The 21,695-nt window shown below is 51.4% G+C and carries 21 protein-coding genes; 4 read left to right on the plus strand and 17 right to left on the minus strand.

Annotated features, from left to right (window positions below; genetic code table 11):
- A partial coding sequence (locus WAO31_RS04520; protein ID WP_509590757.1) for an adenosylhomocysteinase occupies positions 1 to 222 on the minus strand: 222 nt, incomplete at its 3' end.
- A 22-nt stretch (positions 223 to 244) separates the two neighbouring features.
- Positions 245 to 1,645 (minus strand): phosphomannomutase/phosphoglucomutase, encoded by a 1,401-nt coding sequence (locus WAO31_RS04525; RefSeq protein WP_509590759.1) that lies wholly within the window; start codon positions 1,643 to 1,645, stop codon positions 245 to 247.
- 23 nt (positions 1,646 to 1,668) lie between these two features.
- Between WAO31_RS04525 and WAO31_RS04530 the strand changes: the two genes are divergently transcribed.
- Complete coding sequence (locus WAO31_RS04530) at positions 1,669 to 2,091, plus strand: hypothetical protein (protein ID WP_509590761.1); 423 nt, start codon at positions 1,669 to 1,671, stop codon at positions 2,089 to 2,091.
- On the opposite strand, the gene WAO31_RS04535 is transcribed toward WAO31_RS04530, so the two are convergent.
- Genes WAO31_RS04535 through WAO31_RS04545 form a run of 3 tightly spaced genes read right to left on the minus strand, consistent with a single transcriptional unit; the run spans position 2,088 to position 6,626 of the window.
- A complete protein-coding gene (locus WAO31_RS04535) occupies positions 2,088 to 3,536 on the minus strand; it encodes a DUF5719 family protein (RefSeq protein WP_509590763.1) in 1,449 nt (482 codons plus the stop codon). The two genes, WAO31_RS04530 and WAO31_RS04535, sit on opposite strands and share 4 nt — an antisense overlap.
- The gene (locus WAO31_RS04540; protein ID WP_509590765.1) at positions 3,536 to 6,292 is read right to left on the minus strand and encodes a glycosyltransferase family 2 protein; all 2,757 of its coding nucleotides are present in this window, start codon (positions 6,290 to 6,292) and stop codon (positions 3,536 to 3,538) included. Before WAO31_RS04540 ends, WAO31_RS04535 begins: the two co-directional genes overlap by 1 nt.
- Before the next feature lie 28 nt (positions 6,293 to 6,320).
- Positions 6,321 to 6,626 carry a WhiB family transcriptional regulator gene (locus WAO31_RS04545; RefSeq protein WP_509590767.1) on the minus strand — a complete coding sequence of 102 codons (306 nt, stop codon included), beginning with the start codon at positions 6,624 to 6,626 and terminating at the stop codon, positions 6,321 to 6,323.
- A 157-nt stretch (positions 6,627 to 6,783) separates the two neighbouring features.
- On the opposite strand from WAO31_RS04545, the gene galE reads away from it, so the two are divergent.
- Positions 6,784 to 7,746 carry a UDP-glucose 4-epimerase GalE gene (galE, locus tag WAO31_RS04550; RefSeq protein ID WP_509590770.1) on the plus strand — a complete coding sequence of 321 codons (963 nt, stop codon included), beginning with the start codon at positions 6,784 to 6,786 and terminating at the stop codon, positions 7,744 to 7,746.
- On the opposite strand, the gene manA is transcribed toward galE, so the two are convergent.
- The 12 genes from manA to WAO31_RS04610 all read right to left on the minus strand — a co-directional run bounded on the left by manA (position 7,743) and on the right by WAO31_RS04610 (position 19,626).
- Entirely contained in the window at positions 7,743 to 8,882 is a 1,140-nt protein-coding gene (manA, locus tag WAO31_RS04555; RefSeq protein ID WP_509590773.1) for a mannose-6-phosphate isomerase, class I, read from the minus strand. The two genes, galE and manA, sit on opposite strands and share 4 nt — an antisense overlap.
- Before the next feature lie 8 nt (positions 8,883 to 8,890).
- A complete protein-coding gene (locus WAO31_RS04560; protein WP_509590776.1) occupies positions 8,891 to 9,589 on the minus strand; it encodes a phosphocholine cytidylyltransferase family protein in 699 nt (232 codons plus the stop codon).
- Between the two features lie 10 nt (positions 9,590 to 9,599).
- The gene (locus WAO31_RS04565; protein ID WP_509590778.1) at positions 9,600 to 12,398 is read right to left on the minus strand and encodes a LysM peptidoglycan-binding domain-containing protein; all 2,799 of its coding nucleotides are present in this window, start codon (positions 12,396 to 12,398) and stop codon (positions 9,600 to 9,602) included.
- Positions 12,398 to 12,877 (minus strand): hypothetical protein, encoded by a 480-nt coding sequence (locus tag WAO31_RS04570; RefSeq protein WP_509590781.1) that lies wholly within the window; start codon positions 12,875 to 12,877, stop codon positions 12,398 to 12,400. The genes WAO31_RS04565 and WAO31_RS04570 overlap by 1 nt, the downstream gene beginning before the upstream one ends.
- 62 nt (positions 12,878 to 12,939) lie before the next feature.
- On the minus strand, positions 12,940 to 13,989 hold the full coding sequence (locus WAO31_RS04575) for a CDP-glycerol glycerophosphotransferase family protein (RefSeq protein WP_509590784.1): 1,050 nt from the start codon (positions 13,987 to 13,989) through the stop codon (positions 12,940 to 12,942).
- Positions 13,990 to 14,081: 92 nt separating this feature from the next.
- Positions 14,082 to 15,089 (minus strand): glycosyltransferase family 2 protein, encoded by a 1,008-nt coding sequence (locus tag WAO31_RS04580; RefSeq protein ID WP_509590787.1) that lies wholly within the window; start codon positions 15,087 to 15,089, stop codon positions 14,082 to 14,084.
- Positions 15,090 to 15,854: an ABC transporter ATP-binding protein gene (locus WAO31_RS04585; protein WP_509590790.1), complete on the minus strand. Its 765-nt coding sequence runs from the start codon at positions 15,852 to 15,854 to the stop codon at positions 15,090 to 15,092.
- Positions 15,841 to 16,686 (minus strand): ABC transporter permease, encoded by an 846-nt coding sequence (locus WAO31_RS04590; RefSeq protein WP_509590793.1) that lies wholly within the window; start codon positions 16,684 to 16,686, stop codon positions 15,841 to 15,843. The genes WAO31_RS04585 and WAO31_RS04590 overlap by 14 nt, the downstream gene beginning before the upstream one ends.
- A complete protein-coding gene (gene purE, locus WAO31_RS04595) occupies positions 16,683 to 17,192 on the minus strand; it encodes a 5-(carboxyamino)imidazole ribonucleotide mutase (protein ID WP_509590796.1) in 510 nt (169 codons plus the stop codon). The genes WAO31_RS04590 and purE overlap by 4 nt, the downstream gene beginning before the upstream one ends.
- Before the next feature lie 58 nt (positions 17,193 to 17,250).
- Complete coding sequence (locus tag WAO31_RS04600; RefSeq protein WP_509590799.1) at positions 17,251 to 18,390, minus strand: 5-(carboxyamino)imidazole ribonucleotide synthase; 1,140 nt, start codon at positions 18,388 to 18,390, stop codon at positions 17,251 to 17,253.
- 15 nt (positions 18,391 to 18,405) lie between these two features.
- Positions 18,406 to 18,849 carry a PH domain-containing protein gene (locus tag WAO31_RS04605; protein ID WP_509590802.1) on the minus strand — a complete coding sequence of 148 codons (444 nt, stop codon included), beginning with the start codon at positions 18,847 to 18,849 and terminating at the stop codon, positions 18,406 to 18,408.
- A gap of 15 nt (positions 18,850 to 18,864) precedes the next feature.
- Entirely contained in the window at positions 18,865 to 19,626 is a 762-nt protein-coding gene (locus tag WAO31_RS04610) for a biotin--[acetyl-CoA-carboxylase] ligase (protein WP_509590804.1), read from the minus strand.
- A 137-nt stretch (positions 19,627 to 19,763) separates the two neighbouring features.
- Here WAO31_RS04610 and WAO31_RS04615 point away from each other — a divergent pair, with 137 nt between their 5' ends.
- Together WAO31_RS04615 and WAO31_RS04620 are read left to right on the plus strand one after the other, a co-directional pair.
- Positions 19,764 to 21,359 (plus strand): acyl-CoA carboxylase subunit beta, encoded by a 1,596-nt coding sequence (locus WAO31_RS04615; RefSeq protein ID WP_509590807.1) that lies wholly within the window; start codon positions 19,764 to 19,766, stop codon positions 21,357 to 21,359.
- The gene (locus WAO31_RS04620; RefSeq protein WP_509590810.1) at positions 21,359 to 21,589 is read left to right on the plus strand and encodes an acyl-CoA carboxylase subunit epsilon; all 231 of its coding nucleotides are present in this window, start codon (positions 21,359 to 21,361) and stop codon (positions 21,587 to 21,589) included. Before WAO31_RS04615 ends, WAO31_RS04620 begins: the two co-directional genes overlap by 1 nt.
- The last annotated feature ends 106 nt before the right edge of the window (positions 21,590 to 21,695 follow it).

The following is a 21,695-nucleotide window of genomic DNA, read 5'->3' on the forward strand; positions in this document are numbered from 1 at the left end:
GCCCAGTGCAGCCAGCGTCTCAATCAACACAGCGGTCTGCACGGTCATGTGAAGTGAGCCTGCGATGCGAGCACCCTTTAGGGGTTGGCTAGCGGCAAACTCGGCTCGAAGTGCCATGAGCCCTGGCATTTCGTTCTCGGCCAGGCGAATCTGGTGTCTTCCAGCCTCGGCTAGGGACAGGTCGGCAACTTTGAATTCAACGGAGGTTTTTGGTTTCAGCATCCCACTATTATCCCCCGAATTCCTAGTTATGGATGATCCCCAGAACCCTTTGGGTAAGCGAGTTTGTGGTTTCCAGATCGTTGGATTCGACGTTTAGCCTAAGTAGCGGCTCGGTATTTGAGCTTCGGACGTTGAGCCACCACCAGGGGCTTTGGCCAGCCAAAGAGCTCAGCGTTATCCCATCTAGCTCATCAACCTCAAAACCCTTGAATTCGGCCCTAATCAGCTCAATTTTCGCTTTAGCATCGATGACAGTCGAGTTGATCTCTCCGCTTGCAAAGTAAGGACTGAATCTGGCTGCGAACTCAGACAGAGGCTTCTCTTGTGAACCCAGTTCAAAAAGCACGTTCATCGCAGCCAGCATTCCGTTATCGGCTCCAAAGAAGTCTTTGAAGTAGTAGTGGGCGGAGTGCTCGCCACCAAAAATTGCTCCGGTCGCAGCCATGTTGTCCTTGATCAGGGAGTGACCAACCCGGGTCCTGACCGGAGTTGCTCCAGCTGCTTCAATAAATTCCGGGACGGCTCTTGAAGTCAACAAATTGTGAAGAACGGTGATATTTTCTTCTCCCCTTGCTTTTGCTCTGGCAATTTCACTCAGTGAAACAATTGCCGCTACCGCCGAAGGGGTAATCGAATGACCTTTTTCGTCGATTACGAAACACCTGTCGGCGTCTCCGTCAAAGGCCAGGCCGGCATCGGCCCCGTGTTCCAAGACGGCCCGCTGCAAATCAACCAGGTTCTTAGGATCTAGCGGATTCGCCTCGTGGTTTGGAAATGATCCGTCGAGTTTAAAATACAGCTCAATGATTTCAATTGGCAGAGCATCGAGCTTCGCTGCCGTCCCAAGTACAGCTGGTGCGGTCAGACCCCCCATGCCGTTGGCGGCATCGATCACAATCTTCAGTGGTCTAATCTTCGAAAGATCAACAAGTTTTCGAAGATAGCTGGCGTATTCAACCAGAGTGTCGTGCTCGCTCGAGAAACCAACCTCGGCCACCTCTTCGATTCCCGACTCGAGAAATTTCTCAGCGCGCTCGAGAATCTTGGCAAGTCCGGTGTCCATCGAGATGCCCCTGGCTCCAGCTCTTGAAAGCTTGATGCCGTTATAGCTTGACGGGTTGTGGCTCGCGGTAAACATCGCCGAGGCTGCATTCAGATGTCCGGAGGCAAAGTAGCACTCGTCTGTTGAGCAAAGACCTATGTTGATAGCGTCTGCTCCCCTGGAGGTAGCGCCATCGATAAATGCCCCGACGAACCCGGGCGAGGAATCTCTCATGTCATGGCCCACCACAACCGACTTGCCGGCAAGCTCCAGTTCATCGACGAAGGCAGCGCCGACAGCTCTGACATTTTCGGTTGTCATTTCGACCCCAGTCAGGCCACGGATGTCATACATCTTGAATATTTTCTGGAGTGAGCTCACGTCCCCAAGAATACAATGGGCCCATGGCAAAAACCCCTCGACCTCGTAATGGCTACCGAGACAGGCACGACCGAGGAATTAGAAGGCCAATCCTGTCTAAACTTTTCAAGTTTGGTCAAACCAGATCGCACGGTTTTGAGCAATACGTTGAAACCGCGTTTGAGTACCTAAAAGCTATCTGGGTTGAAGAATTAGCCGATGTTAGCTGGCGGGTTGTTGATGCTCCTTCTATCAACACAAGCTCCACAGAGGTTCCGAAATGGCGCGTGGATGACGAAGCCAAAATAATTGTCATTTACCGAATTCCTACCGAACGCTTCGGCACCCACTCTAGGCAGGGTGAGATTGAAGAACGCCTGAAAGTTGAAGAGCAGGTATTTGAGGCAATCGCAGAACTACTGGATGTAGATCCTTGGGATTTAGTTCCGGAGTATTACAACCGCTAGCGGAACCGAACCATAACTTCAGACCCTAAGTTTTTGGGATCCTCTACCGCTAGGTCAGAAATCTGTCCCTCAACCAAAATAACCGCCGCTGCATAAATTTCACTGGCCTGGAAAATTTTCGATGGGCCGGTCAACTGCAAAGTGGCTGTTCCAAGAGCCGGAACCGAAACGGTTGAGGTTTCACCGGTAGCTAGGTTTTGCACCCTTGCCGAAGAAGCTTCAGGGCCGGCGTTTGCCAAAACTAAAATGGTCTCTCCTTCAGATGGAATGGTGAGCGCGCGATCGGAGATTATCTCATCGGCGGGTGCGAGCCAGGCGAAGTCAACCCTTGGAACCTCCCGCGGATTACCCCGGGCAACTCGAAGACCCGAGTAGATCGGCTTGTCGGCCGATACAAACACCGAGTAGTCGCCGTTTAGCAACTCATCGATTGGAAAATCCTGAACGGTGCCGGGTTCAACAATGCCGGTGAACACCGCGCCAAAGACATCCAGCTCGGAAGAAATAATCTGAATCGTGACGTTTGCTCCCTCGGGGGCAAACACCCGAAGTGCATGACCGACATCTGAGTTCTCCTCAGTTTCAGCAACCCGCCGAATGGCTCCGGTGCCGCGGATGACCAGACCTGGAATAACAGAAAGTTCAGAAGGTGCCGGGTTGGGGCTAATCCAATCGACGCCCTGAGCTGCGGTTCCTCGAATTGCCCGCTGCTGAATCCAACCGGCTAGCTTGGCGCCCTGTGACGAAACTTCCACCGCGAGGGTTGGAACTGTTGGAGCAAAACTCGCAAGTGACAAAACGGTCGTGCTCCTAGCCGGCACTGAGATTCCAGCAAGGCCCGCAACGCTGATCTCGCCTAGGTCGGTGTAGATCTTTAGATCTGCGGTGGCGTCGATTGGTGAGGGGTTTGAAAGAACAAGCAGTGCCTCACGGCCTGCTGCGGTGGAGCCTCCGACAATATAAAAATCATGGCTTGGCTGCTGGCAGGAAGCCGCAGCTAAACCCCGCATCGCATCGGTGGCAACCAACTGGTTCGTCGATCCGGTCAAGAATACAGAGCCCTGCGCTTGTTCTTGCCCGGCGTTTAGGTTAGTTAGCGAGGTGGCATCGCGAATTTGCCTTGATTCAAAGATTCTGGATGACCCAATCTGGAAACTGCTTACTCCCGATTCCGAAATCGGGGAGAGCTCAATTAGCCCACTTCCCTCCGCGGTTAGCAAAGCCGTTGCCTCACCCAACCGATTTACTTGACCGATAGCAGTTCCGCTTTCACCGCCGGTTCTAAAAACAGGTCCAGGGCAAACAAGATTTAGATCTGCCGGTTTCACAGAGTAGCTTCCGCTCACCGACTCAAAGTCAACACTCGAGGAAACTGCCGGTGAAAATACGGCCCCCACCGCAAGTAGTGCTCCAACCGATAGAAAAACAACCACCCTAATAATCACTAGTTGTTCTCCTCAGCGTCCACGAAAATCTCACTTGTCTTGCCATTTCGTTTTCTAATCGAGCTGGTGGGAAGTGCCAGCAGTAGGTAGAGCAAAAATCCACCGAGGCTTAGGCCCTTGGAGACTGAGAATTCAAAACTTGGAACTCTTTGTTCGCCGATCACAGATTCGACTTTCCACAGCTGGCCAAAATCGGTCTCACCGATTGACTCCAGCCCCCTTGTGGAATCAAGAGCCAGCTGAACATCGCGTTCCTTCGGAAAAACCAAGACGTAGCCAATGCCAAATTTTTCCAGTGAGGTCAAAACATCGGCACCATTTGCAGAAACCAGGTTCGCAACCAATTGCCCAAGTTCCTGATACTCGGGGTTGTCTAAAGAAAGTCCTGAGTTTGAGATTTGGTAAGAAGTGGAAAGTGAATCCAGCTTTATGCCCGGCCCCTCAAAGACCTCAACCGAGATCTCTTGCCCAAGGGATTCCAAACGAAGGGTCCTAACCAAAACACCTGCGTCATAATCCGCCTGAATGATCGATGGCACGCTTCTGCCATCGGAATACAACACACTCGGAGGATTCACGGCCATCGCAAAGGCCGCAGGAGCAAGCCCCAGGACCGCGACGGTTGAAACCGAGATCAGCCTCAGGCCAGAGCTGGCAGCGGCCAACTGAGCGACCGCCAAAATAAGGGCCAAACCAAACAGGGCAAGGAGGCCCTTTGTGTCTATTCCCAAAGTGACAAGCTCACCGAAGTTGAAGCTCACACCGGAGGCTAAATACGCAAGCACTAGGGCGCTGGCTGCAACAAACCACAACTGCAGGTTGGCCAAAAGCTTTGGAGTGAGAAGCGCAACCAGAGCCAGGGCGATGACCGGCACAGTAATAAATAGTCCAAAGGCCAAAGAGTCAAACCCAAACCCTAAAAACGGCAGTTTCCAGTTCGGCTCCAAGACGCTCGCCTGAGGGACCCCGGGGTCTAGGAACCAGGTGAGAAAAAGATCGGGAGTCAGGCGCTCTAGCACAAGGGGTAAAAACCACAGCACTGTGAGGAAGGTTGTGAAGATAAGTGCGAGTAACTTTCGAGGTCTCGATAATCCAAGAACCAAAATCAAGCCGACCAGGGTAATCCCAAGAGCTGGCGAGCTTGCGGCGATAAGGGCTAGTAACAAACCGGAGATTCCGACTTCAGTCCAACGAGATATAAATTCGCCGGGATTCTTGTTTCCAAGGCCTGCGATCTTGGCAATTGAGTGTGCAAGCCAGGGCAACAGCGAAATTGCCAAAATCTGAGAAAATCTGGTTTCGGTAATTGATAGCGTCAGCGCCGGCCACAGAGCAAAGGTAAGGCCTGCGGTGATTCGGATTGGATTGCTCAAGCTCACCAGAGCCGAGAGCCTAAAGACTCCCACGAAAGCAATTGCGGTTGACAGAAACAAAAGAACCGTCACTGCCAAGGAAGGTTGGAAAAACAGCGGTGCGCCAATGAGCGTGAGGACCCAAACAAAGGGGTCCGCGGCTCCTTCAAAGCCGAGGCCGAGATTCTGGGAAGATGAGCCGGCCTGACTAAAAATTTCTAGCCAGTTAGCAGAGAGCGGAATGACGCCTTGACCGGTTATTGCAAAGTTGGTTGGTATCCAAGCAACATTCAGCGCAACAAGTGCAAGCGCAAACCAAATGGCACCGGAAGCAAAAAGACCCGAGTTGGCAACCACCGCCAGCTCTTCGTTATCTCCCCGGTCGTGAGCTTCCAGTAACTGCCTCGAGATTTCCTGATCCTTGGCCCGCTGGTTTGAACTTTTGACCTCCTGCCTGGTTGCCCGAAGTCCCGAAAGGCTGCGAAGCTTTGCCGAGGTAGTCCTTCGTATTATTGATCGAGAGTGGAGAATCTGGCCAATTCCAAAAAATGCAGCCAACGCTGCACTTAGCTCAGCTGGAACATCACGAGCGCGCTTTCTTATAAGAAGTACGAAGGCATTCACTATGGCGAAGGGAATAAGTATTAGCCAGCCAGCCAAAAAGCCAAAGAAACTCGCGTGACTAAGGGCTAGATGGAACTCGGCCAATCGAATGGCGTGGCCCGGAGTTCCCCCGAGCCAGCTAAGCGGCCGCTCGCCGTTCATGGAGAGCATCTGGTGCGAAACCTTGGCATCAGGGGCTACCGCCACTCGGCCACCGCTTAGCCTTGCGCGAATAGAGAAATCGACGTCCGAGGCAAGAGGTGGGGCCTTCTTGTCGAAACCGCCGAGTTCTTTGTACTTTTCGAGATTGATTAGGACTCCGGCGGTTCCAACCGCTAGTACATCCTCGAGGTGATCATGTTGACCCTGATCAAACTCGCCGCGGACACGACTGAACAGCTTTCCGCCTCTGGTTAGGGTTAGTCCCATTTGCTTTATGAGCTTTGAATTATCCCAGTCGACCTGCTTGGTTCCAACGAGTGCCAACGAAGGACTGAGTTCTACTTCGGTTAGTAGTTTTTCAAGAGCATCTAACTCTGGTGCACTATCGTCGTGCAAAATCCAAAGATAGCCATCCGTTGCAAGATGTTTGACTGCCGCTTCAATGGCTTGGGCAAAATTAGTTTTGGGAGAAAGTTTTAGTGACTCGAATGAGCCTGAAGGAATTGCTTCTGTTTTGGAAGTATCGACTATTAAAATCCGTGAGGGGGAAACGCTCTGCTTTGCAAGTTGGTCTAATACTCTGGCCAGTGGTACCGGCTGGTCGTGACAAACAACTACGGCAGATACTTTCACTGTCATGGTCGTGCTTTCCTAAAACCTGGATGCACTAAGCACGTTTTTTAAGTTTGCGTCTTTCTCTTTCAGAAAGGCCGCCCCAGATTCCAAAACGCTCGTCGTTTGCAAGTGCGTACTCAAGGCACTGAGCCTTGACATCGCAACCGGTACAAATTCTCTTAGCGTCTCGCGTTGAGCCGCCCTTTTCTGGGAAGAAGGCTTCTGGGTCAGTCTGTGCACAAAGTGCATCCGCCTGCCAAGCAAGTGGATCTTCTTCGAAGTCTGAGTATGCCCCCGCAACGCCTAGAAGGATTGGATCGATAAACCAGTTCTCTGGCACCTGTCCGCGATTTTCCATTTGATGCTGTTTCCGTTCACTTGGTTGCCATCCCCCACGAAGAACTGGCAAAAATTGCACTCGTGTAATTACACCCGTGTTATTCCCCTCTTGTCAAGTTGATTTACACAGCCCCAGAGGGTCCAAACTCAAGTAAATACGCCAGTATCCTTGCCCTATGAGTGTTCTAGTCACCGGCGGAGCCGGCTATATCGGGTCCCACGTTGCTCGGATTATTAGCCAATCAGGTGCCGAAGTCGTGGTGGTGGATAACTACTCAACAGGCTTAGATTCAAGGGTTTTGGGGCTTCCAACCGCCAATCTAGAGCTGTCTGACCCGGGCACTACGGCAGTCCTTGAGCAGATAATGATTACCCACAAGGTCACCGCGGTAGTGCACCTGGCGGCTTTGAAACAGGTCGGGGAGTCTGTGGAAAAGCCCGAGGAATATTTCTTGAAAAACCTGGGCGGTCAGGCCAATTTGCTCACGGCGATGAAAAACACCGGGGTCAAAAAGTTGGTCTTTTCTTCGAGCGCTGCAAGCTACGGAGTTCCCGATGTGGACTTGGTTTCTGAAAGTGAGCGGCCCGAGCCGATCAATCCCTACGGGCAGACCAAGCTCATCGGTGAATGGATGGCAAGAAATGCTCAAACCGCGTGGGGTCTTTCGCAAGTGAGTCTTCGCTACTTCAATGTCGCTGGAGCGGGCTGGCCGGACCTTGCAGACACCCAAAAGCTAAACCTGATACCGATTGTCTTTGCCGCGCTTGAAGCAGGCACCACTCCAAAAGTTTTTGGAAACGACTATGAAACTCCAGATGGAAGCTGCATCCGTGACTACGTTCACGTTATGGACCTAGCCAAGGCGCACGTTGCCGCACTCAGTTATCTGGACCAGGACTCAAGGCCGCACGATGTGTTCAACGTGGGAACCGGAATCGGATCAAGTGTTCTTGAGGTTATGGAACAAATCAAAAAAACAACCGGGACCGAATTTGAATTTGAAATTGCACCGAGAAGAGCTGGGGATCCCCCGAGGCTGATTGCTGACGTTGCAAGAATCAATCAGGTCATGAAGTGGAAATCTGAGAACGGTCTTCCCGAGATAGTAGAAAGTGCCTGGCACGCCCTAAAGAATTAGGCTGCCCCGACAACTACAAACGCAGTTCCACTGCCACTCAAGCTAAATTTCTTAGCTCCAGAAACGTAAACAACGTCAGCTTTTTGTAGCACCTCGCGCTCTTCGAGGCTCGTGCTTACCGCCACCTCTCCAGCTGTGCAGACAACAATTGCTCCGGCCGGTAAATCAAGATCTGCCAAAAGGTTTGATCCCGTTAGCTCAGCCCGGTAAACCTTAAACTCATCCGCATTTACTGGATACTCAAAAAATCCCTCAGCCAGTTTTTGTGGCCTTACTAGCGGTTCTAGAAGCTCGGAAAAATCGGTAATTTTTCTTATCTCAACCTGGTCGATATGCTTTTGGGTTAGCCCTCCGCGGATGACGTTATCGCTTGCACCCATAACCTCTAGCGCAAGACCGGAAAGATAGGCGTGCAGGTTTCCAGCTGGCAAGAAAATTGCCTCTCCGGGAGAAAGTTCAACGCGGTTTAGCATCAGAGCGACCATTGCACCTGAATCGGCGGGGTGCTTATCCAGTAGCTCAAGAGCTAGATCTCTTGCTTGAAGTACCAGTGAGGACTCATCGCCGAGCAAATCGGCTTTGCCAACCGTTGCACCAAATCTTGCGGGCAGCTCAAGATCCAGTAGCAATTCGCTGAAGATTTCTTCTAGGTGTGCGCCGGTTGCAAGCTTCGCAGTCAGCTCCCCGAAGCGATCTTCGCTCTCGGAAAACGCTAGAAAGATATCCTCAAGTTCTGCCCTTGGTCTAAAGCCACAGAGCGCAGAAAAAGGCGAGAGGGCAATGAGAATCTCGGGCTTATTTGATTCATCCCGATAGTTTCTTTTCGGGTCGAAAAGATCAAGTCCCAGGGCCTGCTCCCTGGCAAAGCCTTCTTTGGCCTGCTCAGAGTTGGGGTGAACCTGAATTGAAAGCGGGGAGCCAGCAGCTAGAAACTTGGCCAGAAAAGAGAGCCTGCCCTCGATGAGTTCGGAGAGTTTTTTATTTGATTGTGTTTCTCTAGATTCACCGGCGGGGTGGGTGCCAAACCAAACTTCCGCTAACGGTGCCCCATGTTCTCCAACACCAAAGTGATCTTGAATCAGGTTTGTTGATCCCCAGGGGTAGTTTTTTGCTTCTCCATGTAGCCGAACGAGCACGCTAATTCCTAGTTCTTGAAGTGCTGGTTGGCTCGCTCGAGGTCCTCGGCAAAATCAACCTCAACGGCATAAAGATCACTGATATCAACGGCCTCAAACGATAGGCCATCGGATTCGATACCCAGCTCAATGCCGCGCTCGAAGTAGTCCTGATCATCCACCTCGGCGAGTCGTTCAATCAGAGCTTTCTTATCAGAGCCCGAAACGAAATTGATGCCAACAGCTTCGCCGAGTCCGCCTTCGACCTGTTTCGAGAGCTGATGAATGAAGCCATCGGATGAGAGGGTGTACTTCACTTCTTCTTCACTCACTTTTGAGGTGTTCACAACAACAAATGACCTATCGGCTTCAATGAGTGGAAGTACTCGGTTCAATACCTCGGGATCAAAAACTACGTCTCCGTTGAGCCAAAGCGCCCCACCGTCGTTGGAGGCGCGAAGCGCCTTCAGTAGCGACTTGGAGGTGTTGGTCTGGTCGTATAGCTCGTTATAAACAAAGGTGGCTTCTGGGAAGCGCTCGATTATTGACTCGAGCTTGTACCCGACCACAATCATGGCTCGGAACTGGTCGCCGAAAGCGAGAGCTAAATTATCCATTTGCTGCTTCATGATGGAGCGGCCATCGCGAAGCTCAGTTAGAGGCTTAGGAAGCGGACGGGCAAGCCTTGTTCCCATCCCGGCAGCCAGGATGATTACCTGTTTAGACATGCTTCCAAGCTTAGGGAAGTTTGAGCACGTCGCCGATGCGAATCCGGTCTGCGTTAGCAATGTCGTTGAGATTCATGAGTTTTCTGGTGGTTGTTCCAAACCTCGCAGCAATCCCGCTTAAAGAATCGCCCGATTTGATTGTGTAGGTTCGGGCACTTGGAGCAGGTGCGGGTTCTGGCTCCGAAGGCTCAGAGGGTGCCCCTGGAAGCCTAAGCACCTGTCCGATGCGAATCCGGTTCGCATCGGTGATGTTGTTTAGATTCATTAGTTTTCTCGTGGTTGTTCCAAACCGTGCGGCAATTCCGCTCAATGTATCCCCCGACTTGATTGTGTAGCTGGTTGCCGAAGAGGTAGCCGGAGCGGGAGCTGGTGTGGTGGCTACCGCAGGAGTTCTGGTCGGCGTTGGAGTCGGGGTTGGAGTGGTCCTTACTGGAGCTGGCGCAACAACGGGAGCTGCACTAACCTCATCACGAACCGCAGCGGTTCCGGTTTGAACCGGTTCTCCAGTTTTTAGGCGTGAAGCAAATGTGTTGTCGACAGCTACAAACTTTGGTCCGCCATCGCGAAGGGCGTTGTACTGTTTCTTATTTTTGATTGGTCGCTTCTTACCATCCTCAACCAGGAAAAACTTTTTGTCGGGGGTCTGAATAAATCTTGAACCGGCTGCGTTGTTGACCTTGAGCGCAGCACAGGTACCTGCGTCCAAGGCTCTGGATTTGGTTGGATACTCGGCGAATGTTTCGGTGCTTACTCGAACAAGCTTTCCGGAAACAACTATGTGAGGCTCGGCATTACAGGTCACTCTCACTCCAGCAAGTTTTCCAGAGCGCTTATAGGGCGAAAGCGCTTTCTTGGTGACGCTCCGAGATGCTCCAAGACCTAAAGCCTGCGCCTGCGTGGTGCTTGGAATTCTGTATGCCCGGTCTAGACCATCAACTAGGAACAATCTGTTGTTCGGCAATCTAACAAGAGCGCCGGGAGGAATTACCTGGATGCCTTTTTGCATCTGAGTGATTGCAGATGGCGAAATTCGGTGAACTGTTGGATCCGGCAAACTAGCCTTTACTGCCTTGCGGTCAGATTTCTCAATTGGCCTTAGCTGGCCGTCGTTCACCAGGAACAAAGTGGCGTTGGTTGTTGACCGAACTACCGCAGGGGTGACCAGCTTCTCGGTTGCTGTTGGAATCAAAGCAAGAACCGAGTCGGGGAGCACGGAGGGAGATTCAATCCAAGTTGCGGTGTCTTCAATTAGGCGCTTTCCGGTTGGCGTCATCAGGTACTGCTGTCCGGAAGCATCAGCCACAATCGATTGAATCACAGAACCTTGAGTGAGAGCCTCGATGCTCTGGCTGCTGAGAGTGGATCCCGTGGACTGGAACCAAACTCCGAAGTTCACATCTGTTGCAGTGTTCTTATCGATTGGGAAGAAACTCTCCTGGGCAATAATTCCAAGCTCTCCGGTTTCACGGTTTGCAATTAGGGACCCATTGGAGGCAATTGGCTTGCCAACCGGAAGGTAGTTGACAGCAGCTCTTCTGATTGTTGGTGTTCCGATGAAGGGAACGCTGGCTTCAGCCGCCGATGCATCGTTCAAGATTTCGCGTAGGGTTCCAGCTTGAACCAGATACTTCTCGTTGCTGGCGCCTACTACGACGCTTGTCACATCGCCACCGGGAGCCAGGGCGGTGAGTTGTGGCCCGGTTAGGCTGACCGCAGAGCCACAGTTCAAACCGAAGTTTGCAACCTGTTCACAGCTTTCGAAGCGGACACGCTTGCCCTCATCAACAAAGAAGTAGTTGTCGTTGTTGCCGTTTTTCACCAGCGGAGTGATATCTCCAACCGTGGTGAAGCTATCCAAGTAGTCACGAGAAATTTCACCGATTGGACCGAGCGGTGCCAGAGAGGCAAGCAGCTCTTCGTCCGGCACGCGGTACTTGACCTCGTCAACGATAAGGAAAGTGTCTCCCTTAGCTGCTTTGAGTAGGAAGCCACCACCGATTGGTGATCCAAACCAGTCAGAGAAAAAACGCCAGAAATTACGGTTTCCATAAGCACTGCAGCGGTCACCAAGACCGTAGAGGTTAGTCAGAGCAGCCTGGTTAGGAACGTAAGGCGTGTAGTAGTAAAGCGCAGCGGTTGCCTTGTTCTGCAAAACGAACTGCTGACGCCCACACTCGGGCCTTCCCGCCTGATACAAAATACTCACCGTGGAGCCCACCTTGAGCCAAGTGAAAGGCCCCGCCGGGTTGCTGTAATAGTTAAGTTGTCCGGCACCTTTGTAAAGCTGCCAGAAAAAACCTGCTGATGCTGCGCTGCAGCCACTCGGAGTATCGGGGCAGTCCATTCCAAGAGCAAAGTCATACGCTCTCGGGCTTGGGTCGGTTGAAGTAATAAGCCCCTGTTCCTTCTGAAGCTTGACCAAGATCACTCTCGGGTTGATTCCGCAGGCGCGGGCCACGTCGTATATCAGTTCAGCAGCCGAGATATTGTTCTTTGCAGGAAGTGATTCACACCTACCGGGGGAACCGGTCGCACCCGGGTGGCTTAGGCGATAGTCCTTCAAACAACCCGGCCGATCGGCAGCTGCCCTGCAAGCCGAAAGTCTGCCGTCCAGAAAACGTTGAATGTCAGCTACGGTCATGGTTCCAAAGTCATAGAAAACGCTGTCGCTGATGATCAGCCCTGGGTTGAACATCGAGCCGTTGAGCGCCTCGGCGGGCTCCTGTTCAGCAGGGATTGCAACCACGCCAACTACAGACAGGCTCATAACCAAAACGGCAGACCAGAACTTTCCAATGGCTTTAAGCATTAGGGGATAATCACCTCGGTTATTTCGGACTGACCTTCGTAGCGGGCAGATTCATAAGATACGACCACGTCAACTGGGCCACTTGGTAATCTGGACAGCCCCACGGTCAATGGAAAGCACTGTGTTGTAGAAACATTCGCCTCAGCTGGTACACGTTCCATAACCACGGCGGTGTTGTCAGAGTAGAAAGTAATAATGCACTCGCCGCCGTTTTCGGCAAAGTTCATAACTTCGCCGACAATTTGGATGTTGGTATCGACGATGTCGTAAAACACGAGCCTCGGCTTAGCAAGTTCCTTTGCAACTGGAGTCGGGCTCTCAGATTCAACTGGTGCAATCGGTGTTTCGGATACGGTCGGCGTCGGGTTAAGTGGATCGCTAGGAGTTTCGTTACTTCCAATGTTTGGATAGAAAAGAGCGCAGCCAGCCAGGGTTGCAACTGCAACCGAAGTTGTGAGTAATAAAAGGGCGCGCTTCATGTAAAACTCCTAGACACTCTAAAGTCTAGGTTTAATGTTCTGAAAATAGGCTGTGAAACGCTCTACAGCGTTTGATCGACAACCCTTTTTGAACTCAGGCCATCTTCCAGAGAATTAAATTTCTGTTGCCAAGCCAGATAACGCTCCGAATACTCGGTCTTCAAACTCTCAATGTTCTCTAAGGCTTCACCCAGCTTGGACCCATCTCGAAGAATTGGCCCCGGAGCCAACTGCTCAAAATCAAAATAAAAACCTCGCTTTGAGGAGTAGTCCTCGATATCGGGACAAAGGAAGATCATCGGTTTGCCGCTCACGCTGAAATCAAACATTGAAGATGAGTAATCGGTTACCAAAACATCGGCCGCCAAATAAAGCTCAGCAACGTTCTTGTAATCGGTGACATCAACGGCTGATTTGGAGACCCGCTCACTGTGTGCCCGGTGAGTATTGGTGTGGCCGCGAAACAGTACTGTCACTGAATCACCCAAATCATCGCTCAAGAAATTGACCGGTTTCCAGTTTCCAGTGGCGGTTCTCTTTGAATCTCGCCAGGTAGGGGCGTAAAGCACGACAAGCTGATTGGAATCAATAATTCCAAGTGAGGCTCTGATCTGATTCCGATCGCTGGATTGGTTAATCAAGATATCGTTTCTCGGGTAGCCGGTTTCGATAATCTTCCCCGAGTATCCAAAAGTACCTCGAAAAATTTCGGTGCAGTATTGACTTGGCGAAACAAGGTAATCCCAAAAGGATGCCTCGCGGTCCATCATCTTGAGGTAGCTTCCGGTTGGAACAACATCGACGATGTCTCGGCCGAGACGCTTCAGTGGAGTGCCGTGCCATGTCTGAATGTATTTTTGCCCCGGGCGCTTTCTAAAGTAGCCGGGAAAATTTGTGTTGTTTATCAAAACCTTCGAGGTGGCAAGGCAGCGAAGCCACTCAATTGATCCGTGCTTTATAGCCCTAGCTCCATCAGGTGCACGGGTTGTCGAATTCACGGTGAAGAAAAGCTCCGAACCCAAGTCCCGAGACTGCACCTCGGTGAAAATCGCAAACGGGTTATCCCCGATAATTTTTCCCTGAAAAGATTCGAACAAAATACTTTCTGTCAACGGCCGCTTCGAGAAGCTTCTATAAACTGCCCCTCGAAACCAATCAAAAGCTCGTCTTCGAAGAGCGCCTAGAATTCTGCTCGGTGAATATTTCACTTCTTATCCCCGGCATCAACTGTTTTTCTTGCGCCTACAATTATTCCAACCCAAAAACCTATTGCCCACGTCGCATGCATGACAGGCAAGGCGAGAAAAATCATAAGTCGATCACTTACTCCAAGTAGCTTCGCGGTTCCGGCGGCAAAGCTCAGCATCAACAAATAAAGCGCAATCGGAATAATCAAAAAGATTGAATCCACCGCTCCAAATGCGGCTAGCAGCAAAAGAATAGTCATCACCATGAGGGCAATTGGGGGAATGAAGTATCTAACCGACGCATTTGTTGGAGATCTTCTGGTGAGCTCTCCGCGCCAGATTCCGGTGGAGTAAAACTGCCAGCCCAAGGCTTTTATGTTCGACCTTGGCCAGTAGTTCACAACGAGCTCTGGACTAAACCAAACCTTGCCACCTTGGGCCTTTAGCCTTTGGGCTAGATCCCAGTCCTCACCTCGGATTATTTTTTCGTCGTAGCCCGAAACTTCTTTTAGCGCCGCAGAATCAAAAATTCCAAGATATGCCGACTCGGCCTCCCCCGCCTTACCACCTACGTGATACCTCCCGCCGCCAAGTCCAAATCTTGACCCGTAGGCAAAGGCCACCGCCTTTTGAAGCGGGGACTTACCCGTGGCGTTCATGATTCCACCAACCAACACCGATCCAGTTTCACGAAGGATCTCTACCCCTCGGACGATATAGTTTTCAGTTAGCTCGCTGTGAGCGTCGACGCGAATGATGATTTCCCCCAAGGACATAGAGATTCCAAGATTCAAACCGACGGTTGTTAGCCCCTGGGGGTTCTCAATTAGTTTGACGTTGCTGTATTTTTTTGCAAGTTCGTTGGCAACAAACTGGGTCTCATCAACCGATGGGCCGATTGCCAAAATGATTTCTAGCTGTCCCGGGTAATCTTGGGCCAGGACACTCTCGACGGCTTTTGGAAGGTGATGCTGCTCGTTTCTAACCGGCATGATCACAGTCACGGAAGGCAACGAGTTCGCCATCTACTCGTCGTCGCCCTTTTCCATAGTCGCAATGAATGCGGCACAAACTTCCTTGGGTTCGCCGTCCATAACCAGCTCACCCTTTTCAATCCAGAGAACTCTGTTACAGGTGTCCTGGATTGATTTCATGTTGTGACTCACTAGAAAAACTGTTCCGGCATCTTCTCTCATTTTGCGAATCTTCTCTTCAGCCTTGAGCCTAAACTTTCGGTCTCCCACTGCGAGAGCTTCGTCAATAATCAAGATGTCGTGCTTTTTTGAAGCCGCGATGGCAAACCGAAGTCTTGCCGACATACCCTGCGAATAGGTTCGCATCGGGAGATCAATAAAATCTTTTAGCCCCGAGAACTCAATTATTGAACTGGTCGACTTTTGGATTTCCTTCTTGTCAAAACCCATTGCCAGACCGCCAAGAATTATGTTTTTCTCACCGCTCAGGTTTGGTAGAAGAGCTGCGCCAACCCCGAGCATGGTTGGCTTGCCGTAGGCGAAGACAGCTCCCCTGGTCGACGGATAAAGCCCCGCAATCGCTCGCATTAGAGAGGACTTGCCTGATCCGTTGGATCCGACGATTCCGATGGTCTCGCCTTCATGCACCACAAAGGAAACCCCCTTCACGGCGTGCACCTCGCGCATGCGAGATTTCTTAGCTATCTTTCCCTTTGACTTGCGCGCTTTCTTTCCGGTTCCAAAGACTCTATAGATGACGTGCACGTCGTCTGCAACCACCACGGGCTTATGTTCGGTAAATCTAATCCCGTCCATATCTAGCCTCTGCTTTCCAGAAGTAGAAGACACCGAAAACGAAAATGCCGAGAGACCAAATCGATGAAACAACCCAAAGAAAAGGAGTCATCTCCATGCCGTTGACGAGTGCCCCGCGTGCCAGGCTAATAAAGTCATACACCGGGTTCAGCATGGCAATGGCTAGTATCTCGGGGTAGCCAGCAAAGATTCTCTCGATTTCAAAGAAAATTCCGCTGGAATAAAACATCAGACGGGTAATAAAAGGTACGAGCTTTCCAAGGTCTTTGACCTGAACCGTAAGTCGAGCTGAAATCATCGCAAGTCCAGTGCTGAATAAAAACATCAAAAAGGCAATTGGAATCAGATATAACCAATCCCAGGTGATGTCCTGTCCAAACAGCACCATGACCAGTGGCAAAAGAGCTAGCTGGGGTAAAAAGTTGATGAACTCACGAATCACTGCTGAAAGTGGAAGCAAAATTCTGGGAAAGCTTAGGGTTCTGAGCAATCCAATGTTTCGATTTATCGACTTTGCTCCGGCGGAAAAAGAACCGGACAAAAAAGAGAAGAGAAAAACTCCAGTAATTAGAAAAGGAATGAAGTTGGCCGGACGCAGGTCACCGAGAATCAATCCAAAAACCAGGCCGTAGGCCAAAGCTTGAAGGGATGGAAGTAAAACCAACCACCAGCGACCAAGTCTGGTTCTAGCATTCTGAGATTCCGAAGCGTAGAGCGACATCATGAAAGCAAAATCTCGCCTGTCCCAAACCTGTCCCATGTATTCAAGGAATTTTGGGCGAACACCTACTTGCTTCAGACCATGCTTGAGCGCATAGTCAGCTAAATTCATTTTCCGCCTCTAGAAATTTCTGCTTTGAGTTGGGCATTTTTTTCAGCAACTAAAGCCGAAAGTGATTTGCCATACTCGACTAATCTGTTCTCTAGCGCTTGATCCGAGGTTCCGAGAATCCGAGCTGCCAGAATGCCGGCGTTTTTTGCCCCGCCAATTGAGACTGTCGCAACCGGAATGCCGGCCGGCATCTGAACAATAGAAAGTAAGGAATCCATGCCGTCTAATTTGCTTAGAGGCACCGGAACTCCGATGACCGGAAGGGTTGTGACAGAAGCGAGCATGCCTGGAAGGTGGGCGGCGCCTCCGGCGCCGGCAATTACTACCTTCACCCCGCGACCGGCGGCGGCTTTGCCCCACTCGATCATTTTTTCGGGGGTGCGGTGGGCCGATAAAACCTCGACCTCGTACTCAATCCCAAATTCCTTTAGGGCCTGTGCGGCATCCGACATGACGGACCAGTCAGAGTCTGAACCCATGACAACGCCGACCAATGGATTGGCCATTATTGACTCCCGTCGGGTTGAATCGAAGATACGCCCCAATTTTACTGAGGAATCGGGTTTAGTGGAGTCCCAAAACAGCCGAGCGGGCCTGATTAGCGGTAGCTAGGGCCGAATCCAGAGACTTTCCCACAACCGTAATGTGGCCGAGCTTCCGCCCAATCCTTGGAGACTTGCCGTAGGCGTGAATCTTAGCCTCCGGAAAAGCCTTCATCGTTTGCTCGAAGTTGTCCGCGAAATCCTGGTCATTTGATATCCCGAGTAGGTTTACCATCACGGCCATTTGCTCCATAGAGGTATCACCAAGCGGTAAATTCAACACGGCTCGAAGGTGCTGCTCAAACTGTGAGGTGGTTGATCCCTCGATGCTGAAGTGACCTGAGTTGTGAGGTCGCATAGCCAGCTCGTTCACGAGCAGCCTGCCATCTTTAGTTTCAAACATTTCAACCGCGAGGTTTCCAGTGACTCCCAACGAGTCTGAAATCAGCTCGGCGATTTTAATGGAGTGCTCTAGGACTTCTTTTGAGACATTTGGAGCCGGTGCTAAAACTTCTGAACAGACACCGTTTTTTTGTCTGGTCTCAACTACCGGCCAGGCCCTAAATTCGCCGCTCGGGCTTCTAGCAGAAAGTTGGGCAAGCTCTCTTTGGAACAAAACTTTTTCTTCGGCCAATAATTCTCCGCCGAGAGCCGACAGACTTTTAGGTTCTAACCAATCCGAGACCTCGCTTGAGCTTGCAACTACTCGAACACCCTTACCGTCGTAGCCACCGATTGGCGTTTTTACTATTACCTCGGGCCCAAACTCTAAGATGAACTCATCGAGTTGTTCCTTTGAAGACACTGCTCGCCATTTCGGGTTCGGGGCTCCGATTTTCTCTAGGGCTTTTCGCATCACCAATTTGTTTTGTGCGTGGGCGAGGGCCTTCGAAGGGGGCTGGACCGATTTACCTTTGCTCTCCAAAGCTTCCAGAATGTGAAGCGGAACGTGCTCGTGATCGAACGTGACCACATCCACACCCTCGGCAAAATCTAAAACTGTTTGGAGGTCGGTGTAGTCACCAACTGTGGTGGTTGCTAAAGATGCGGAAGAGTTTTCGGATTCGGATAGAACCTTGAGCTCAATCCCTAAGTTGATGGCTGGAACGGTCAGCATTCGGGCGAGCTGTCCGCCGCCTATTACCCCAACCCGATTCACCAACGAAATGACCTTTTCTTAGACGGTTGCCTTGGCAAGTGCCTCTATTTCGGCGGCCAAGTACTTAGCTTTAGCATATCCGCGAATAACTAACTCACTGCCATCGACTGACAGGATTGAGATTTCCTGGCCGCCTAGCCCACCAGATTTTTGTATTTCCAGCGAAGATAACTCGGCTAGCGGCAGCTGCTCTTTCCTTAATCCCAAGAAACCCGAGCGATAGATGATCCTCTGGTCGGTGAGCCTAAGATAGCCGCCCAAATAACTGAGCATCGGAAAAGCCCAAAACAATATGACAACTCCGGCTCCCGCGATCAAGGCAATTTCGTAATCTGCCCGTGAGAACTGATCAGCAACAAATGCCAGTGCAAAGCTCACTAGTGCTAGTGAAATAGTTGGAAGCAAAAGCCTGCTGGCTTTTGGCTTTAGCCGAAGAACTGAAATCTCAGAGGAATTTCTCACCTGTTTATCCTCCCGCTAAGTACTTCGAAGATGAAGCACATCGCCTGCCGAAACGCTGAGTGTCTCGCTGGATGTTTCGACAACCAACCGTCCACCTGGGTCGATATCCTTTGCGAGGCCAAACAATTTGGTGTTGTCTGGAAACTCAACCGCGACCTGCTGACCCACTGTCGCAGAGGCTCGAAGAAGTGCCTGCCTTAAACCGCTTGCCTCGGCATCACCCTCGGCTACAGCTAGTTGGTTGTAGAGAAAGATGATGTTTTGAATTACTTTAGCCAACAGCTCATCGCGATCTACTTCCCTGCCCGTCGCAAGAGATAAAGAGGTAGCGGTTTCAACGGGAAGATCTGATTCACCTTGAGAGACGTTGATGCCAAATCCGAGCACCACGGTCGAAAGATCCGTCGAGGCCTCGGCCAAAATGCCACTGATTTTTTTGCCCACAACAAGGACGTCGTTTGGCCACTTGACCTTTGGCGAAAGCCCAAAGCTTGCCACCGCTTGATTGATTGCGAGCGCGGCTAGCAGCGAGAGCCAACCAATGCCCTCAGGTTTCAAAAACCTTGGTCGAAGCAATATAGAAGCCATTACAGAAGAGCCAGGTCCGGCTTCCCAGCGCCGATCCATGCGACCTCGGCCAGCCGATTGAAAATTTGTCGCCAGAACGTGAAACTGCTCGCAGGAGCCAGCACGCTCAAGCAAATCCCGGTTGGTGGAGCCAGTTTGCTCTAGATAGTCGAAACCGTTGGCCGCCTGCCTAGATAAGAGGTATTCCATGACTCAAGCCTAAGCCAAGGGTATTTTGTAGGTTTTCTTAGCAAAATCCCCGAATGCTGTGTAACAACCTGCAATAGCATCGGGGTAGGCGTTCGCTAAAGTTGGTCCGATGGCGCCAATGAATAAATGGAGAGATCTTGACTGAAAAGCCCGAAACCGACCTTTCAACCACGGCCGGCAAGATCGAGGACCTTCGGGACCGCTACCACCAGGCAGTTCATGCAAGTGGCGACGCTGCGATCAAGAAGCAGCATGCCAAGGGTAAGAAGACAGCCCGCGAGCGCATCGAGCTACTTCTGGATCCAGGATCCTTCGTTGAAATCGACGAGTTCGTTCGTCACCGCTCGACCGCCTTCGGCCTTGAAGCTAACCGTCCCTACGGTGACTCGGTTGTCACGGGCTTTGGAACCATTCACGGTAGACAGATAGCTCTGTTCTCCCAGGACTTCACTATCTTTGGAGGCTCGCTCGGTGAGGCAGCTGGAAACAAGATCATCAAGATTATGGATCTTGCAATTTCTACCGGTGTCCCCCTGGTTGGAATCTTGGACTCCGGAGGTGCCCGTATCCAAGAAGGTGTAGTTGCGCTTGGAAAATACGGCGAAATCTTTAGACGCAACACAATGGCCTCTGGGGTAATACCTCAAATCTCCATAATCATGGGGCCTGCCGCTGGTGGGGCTGTTTACTCTCCGGCCCTAACGGATTTTGTAATCATGGTTGATAAAACCTCAAACATGTTTGTCACCGGTCCAGACGTAATCAAGACCGTCACAGGCGAAGACGTCGGAATGGAAGAACTGGGTGGAGCCCTGGCTCATAACCAGACCTCTGGGGTCGCCCACTATCTGGCAAGCGACGAGGAAGATGCTCTGGACTATGCGAGGACCCTGCTTGGGTTCTTGCCTGAGAACAATCTCTCGGAATCGGTGGTCTACGACTCAAGCTCGGAACTTGAAGTCACCGAGGCAGACCGAAAACTAAACACACTGATTCCAGATTCACCAAACCAGCCCTACGACATGCATACCGTTATTGAGCATCTGGTTGACGATGGGCACTTTCTAGAGGTGCAGCCGCTTTTCGCCCCCAACATTTTGATTGGCTTTGCCAGAATCGATGGCCGAAGCGTTGGAGTGATTGCCAACCAGCCATCACAGATGGCTGGCACACTAAACATTGATGCCGGTGAAAAAGCGGCTCGCTTTGTGAGGTTCTGCGATGCATTTTCGATTCCGATTCTTACCCTGGTGGATGTTCCGGGTTATCTGCCGGGCACCGATCAGGAATGGGCCGGAGTCATTAGAAGGGGAGCGAAGCTTCTCTACGCATATGCCGAGGCCACCGTGCCACTTGTGACCGTCATCACAAGAAAGGCCTACGGAGGGGCTTATATCGTCATGGGTTCCAAGCAGCTTGGAGCAGACATCAACCTTGCCTGGCCAAGCGCCGAGATTGCGGTGATGGGTGGTCAGGGGGCTGTGAACATATTGTTCCGCGACAAAATCAAGGAAGCTGAGGCCGCTGGTAAAAACATTGCCGAGGTTAGAGCCCAGCTGGCTGCCGAATACACCTACAACGTTGCCTCCCCGTTCCTGGCCGCTGAGCGCGGTGAGCTAGATGGCATCATCGAGCCAGCCCTCACAAGAGTTTCTGTGATCAAGGCCCTCCGTGCCCTTCGCACCAAGCGTGCCAACAACCCTCCTAAAAAGCACGGGAACATACCGCTCTAATGAACACCCCAGACGAAAAAGAATTTACCGAATCAGTTCAGGTGGTTTCGGGAAGCCCAACAGCCAAGGAGTTGGCTGCGGTTATTGCTGTGCTGCAAGAAGTGAGCAAGCAGCAGTCAAGTGCAGCTCTGCCACAGCGCTCAACCTGGGCCAAGAACGAGCAGATCCTAAGAACCGGGCTAGTCACTGGAAACGGCCAGTGGGGATCTACCTACAAACAGGGCCTCTAAGAAAATAAATAACCCCAGAACCACCAACTCCCGCTAATCTTTTTAGCAAGCTGGCTGGCTGGACCCTACAGGGGAGGGTGCCTCAAGTTAGCTTGGGGGAAGGCCC

It is taken from the genome of Rhodoluna sp. (genome assembly GCF_049276775.1).
Taxonomy (GTDB): Bacteria; Actinomycetota; Actinomycetes; order Actinomycetales; family Microbacteriaceae; genus Rhodoluna.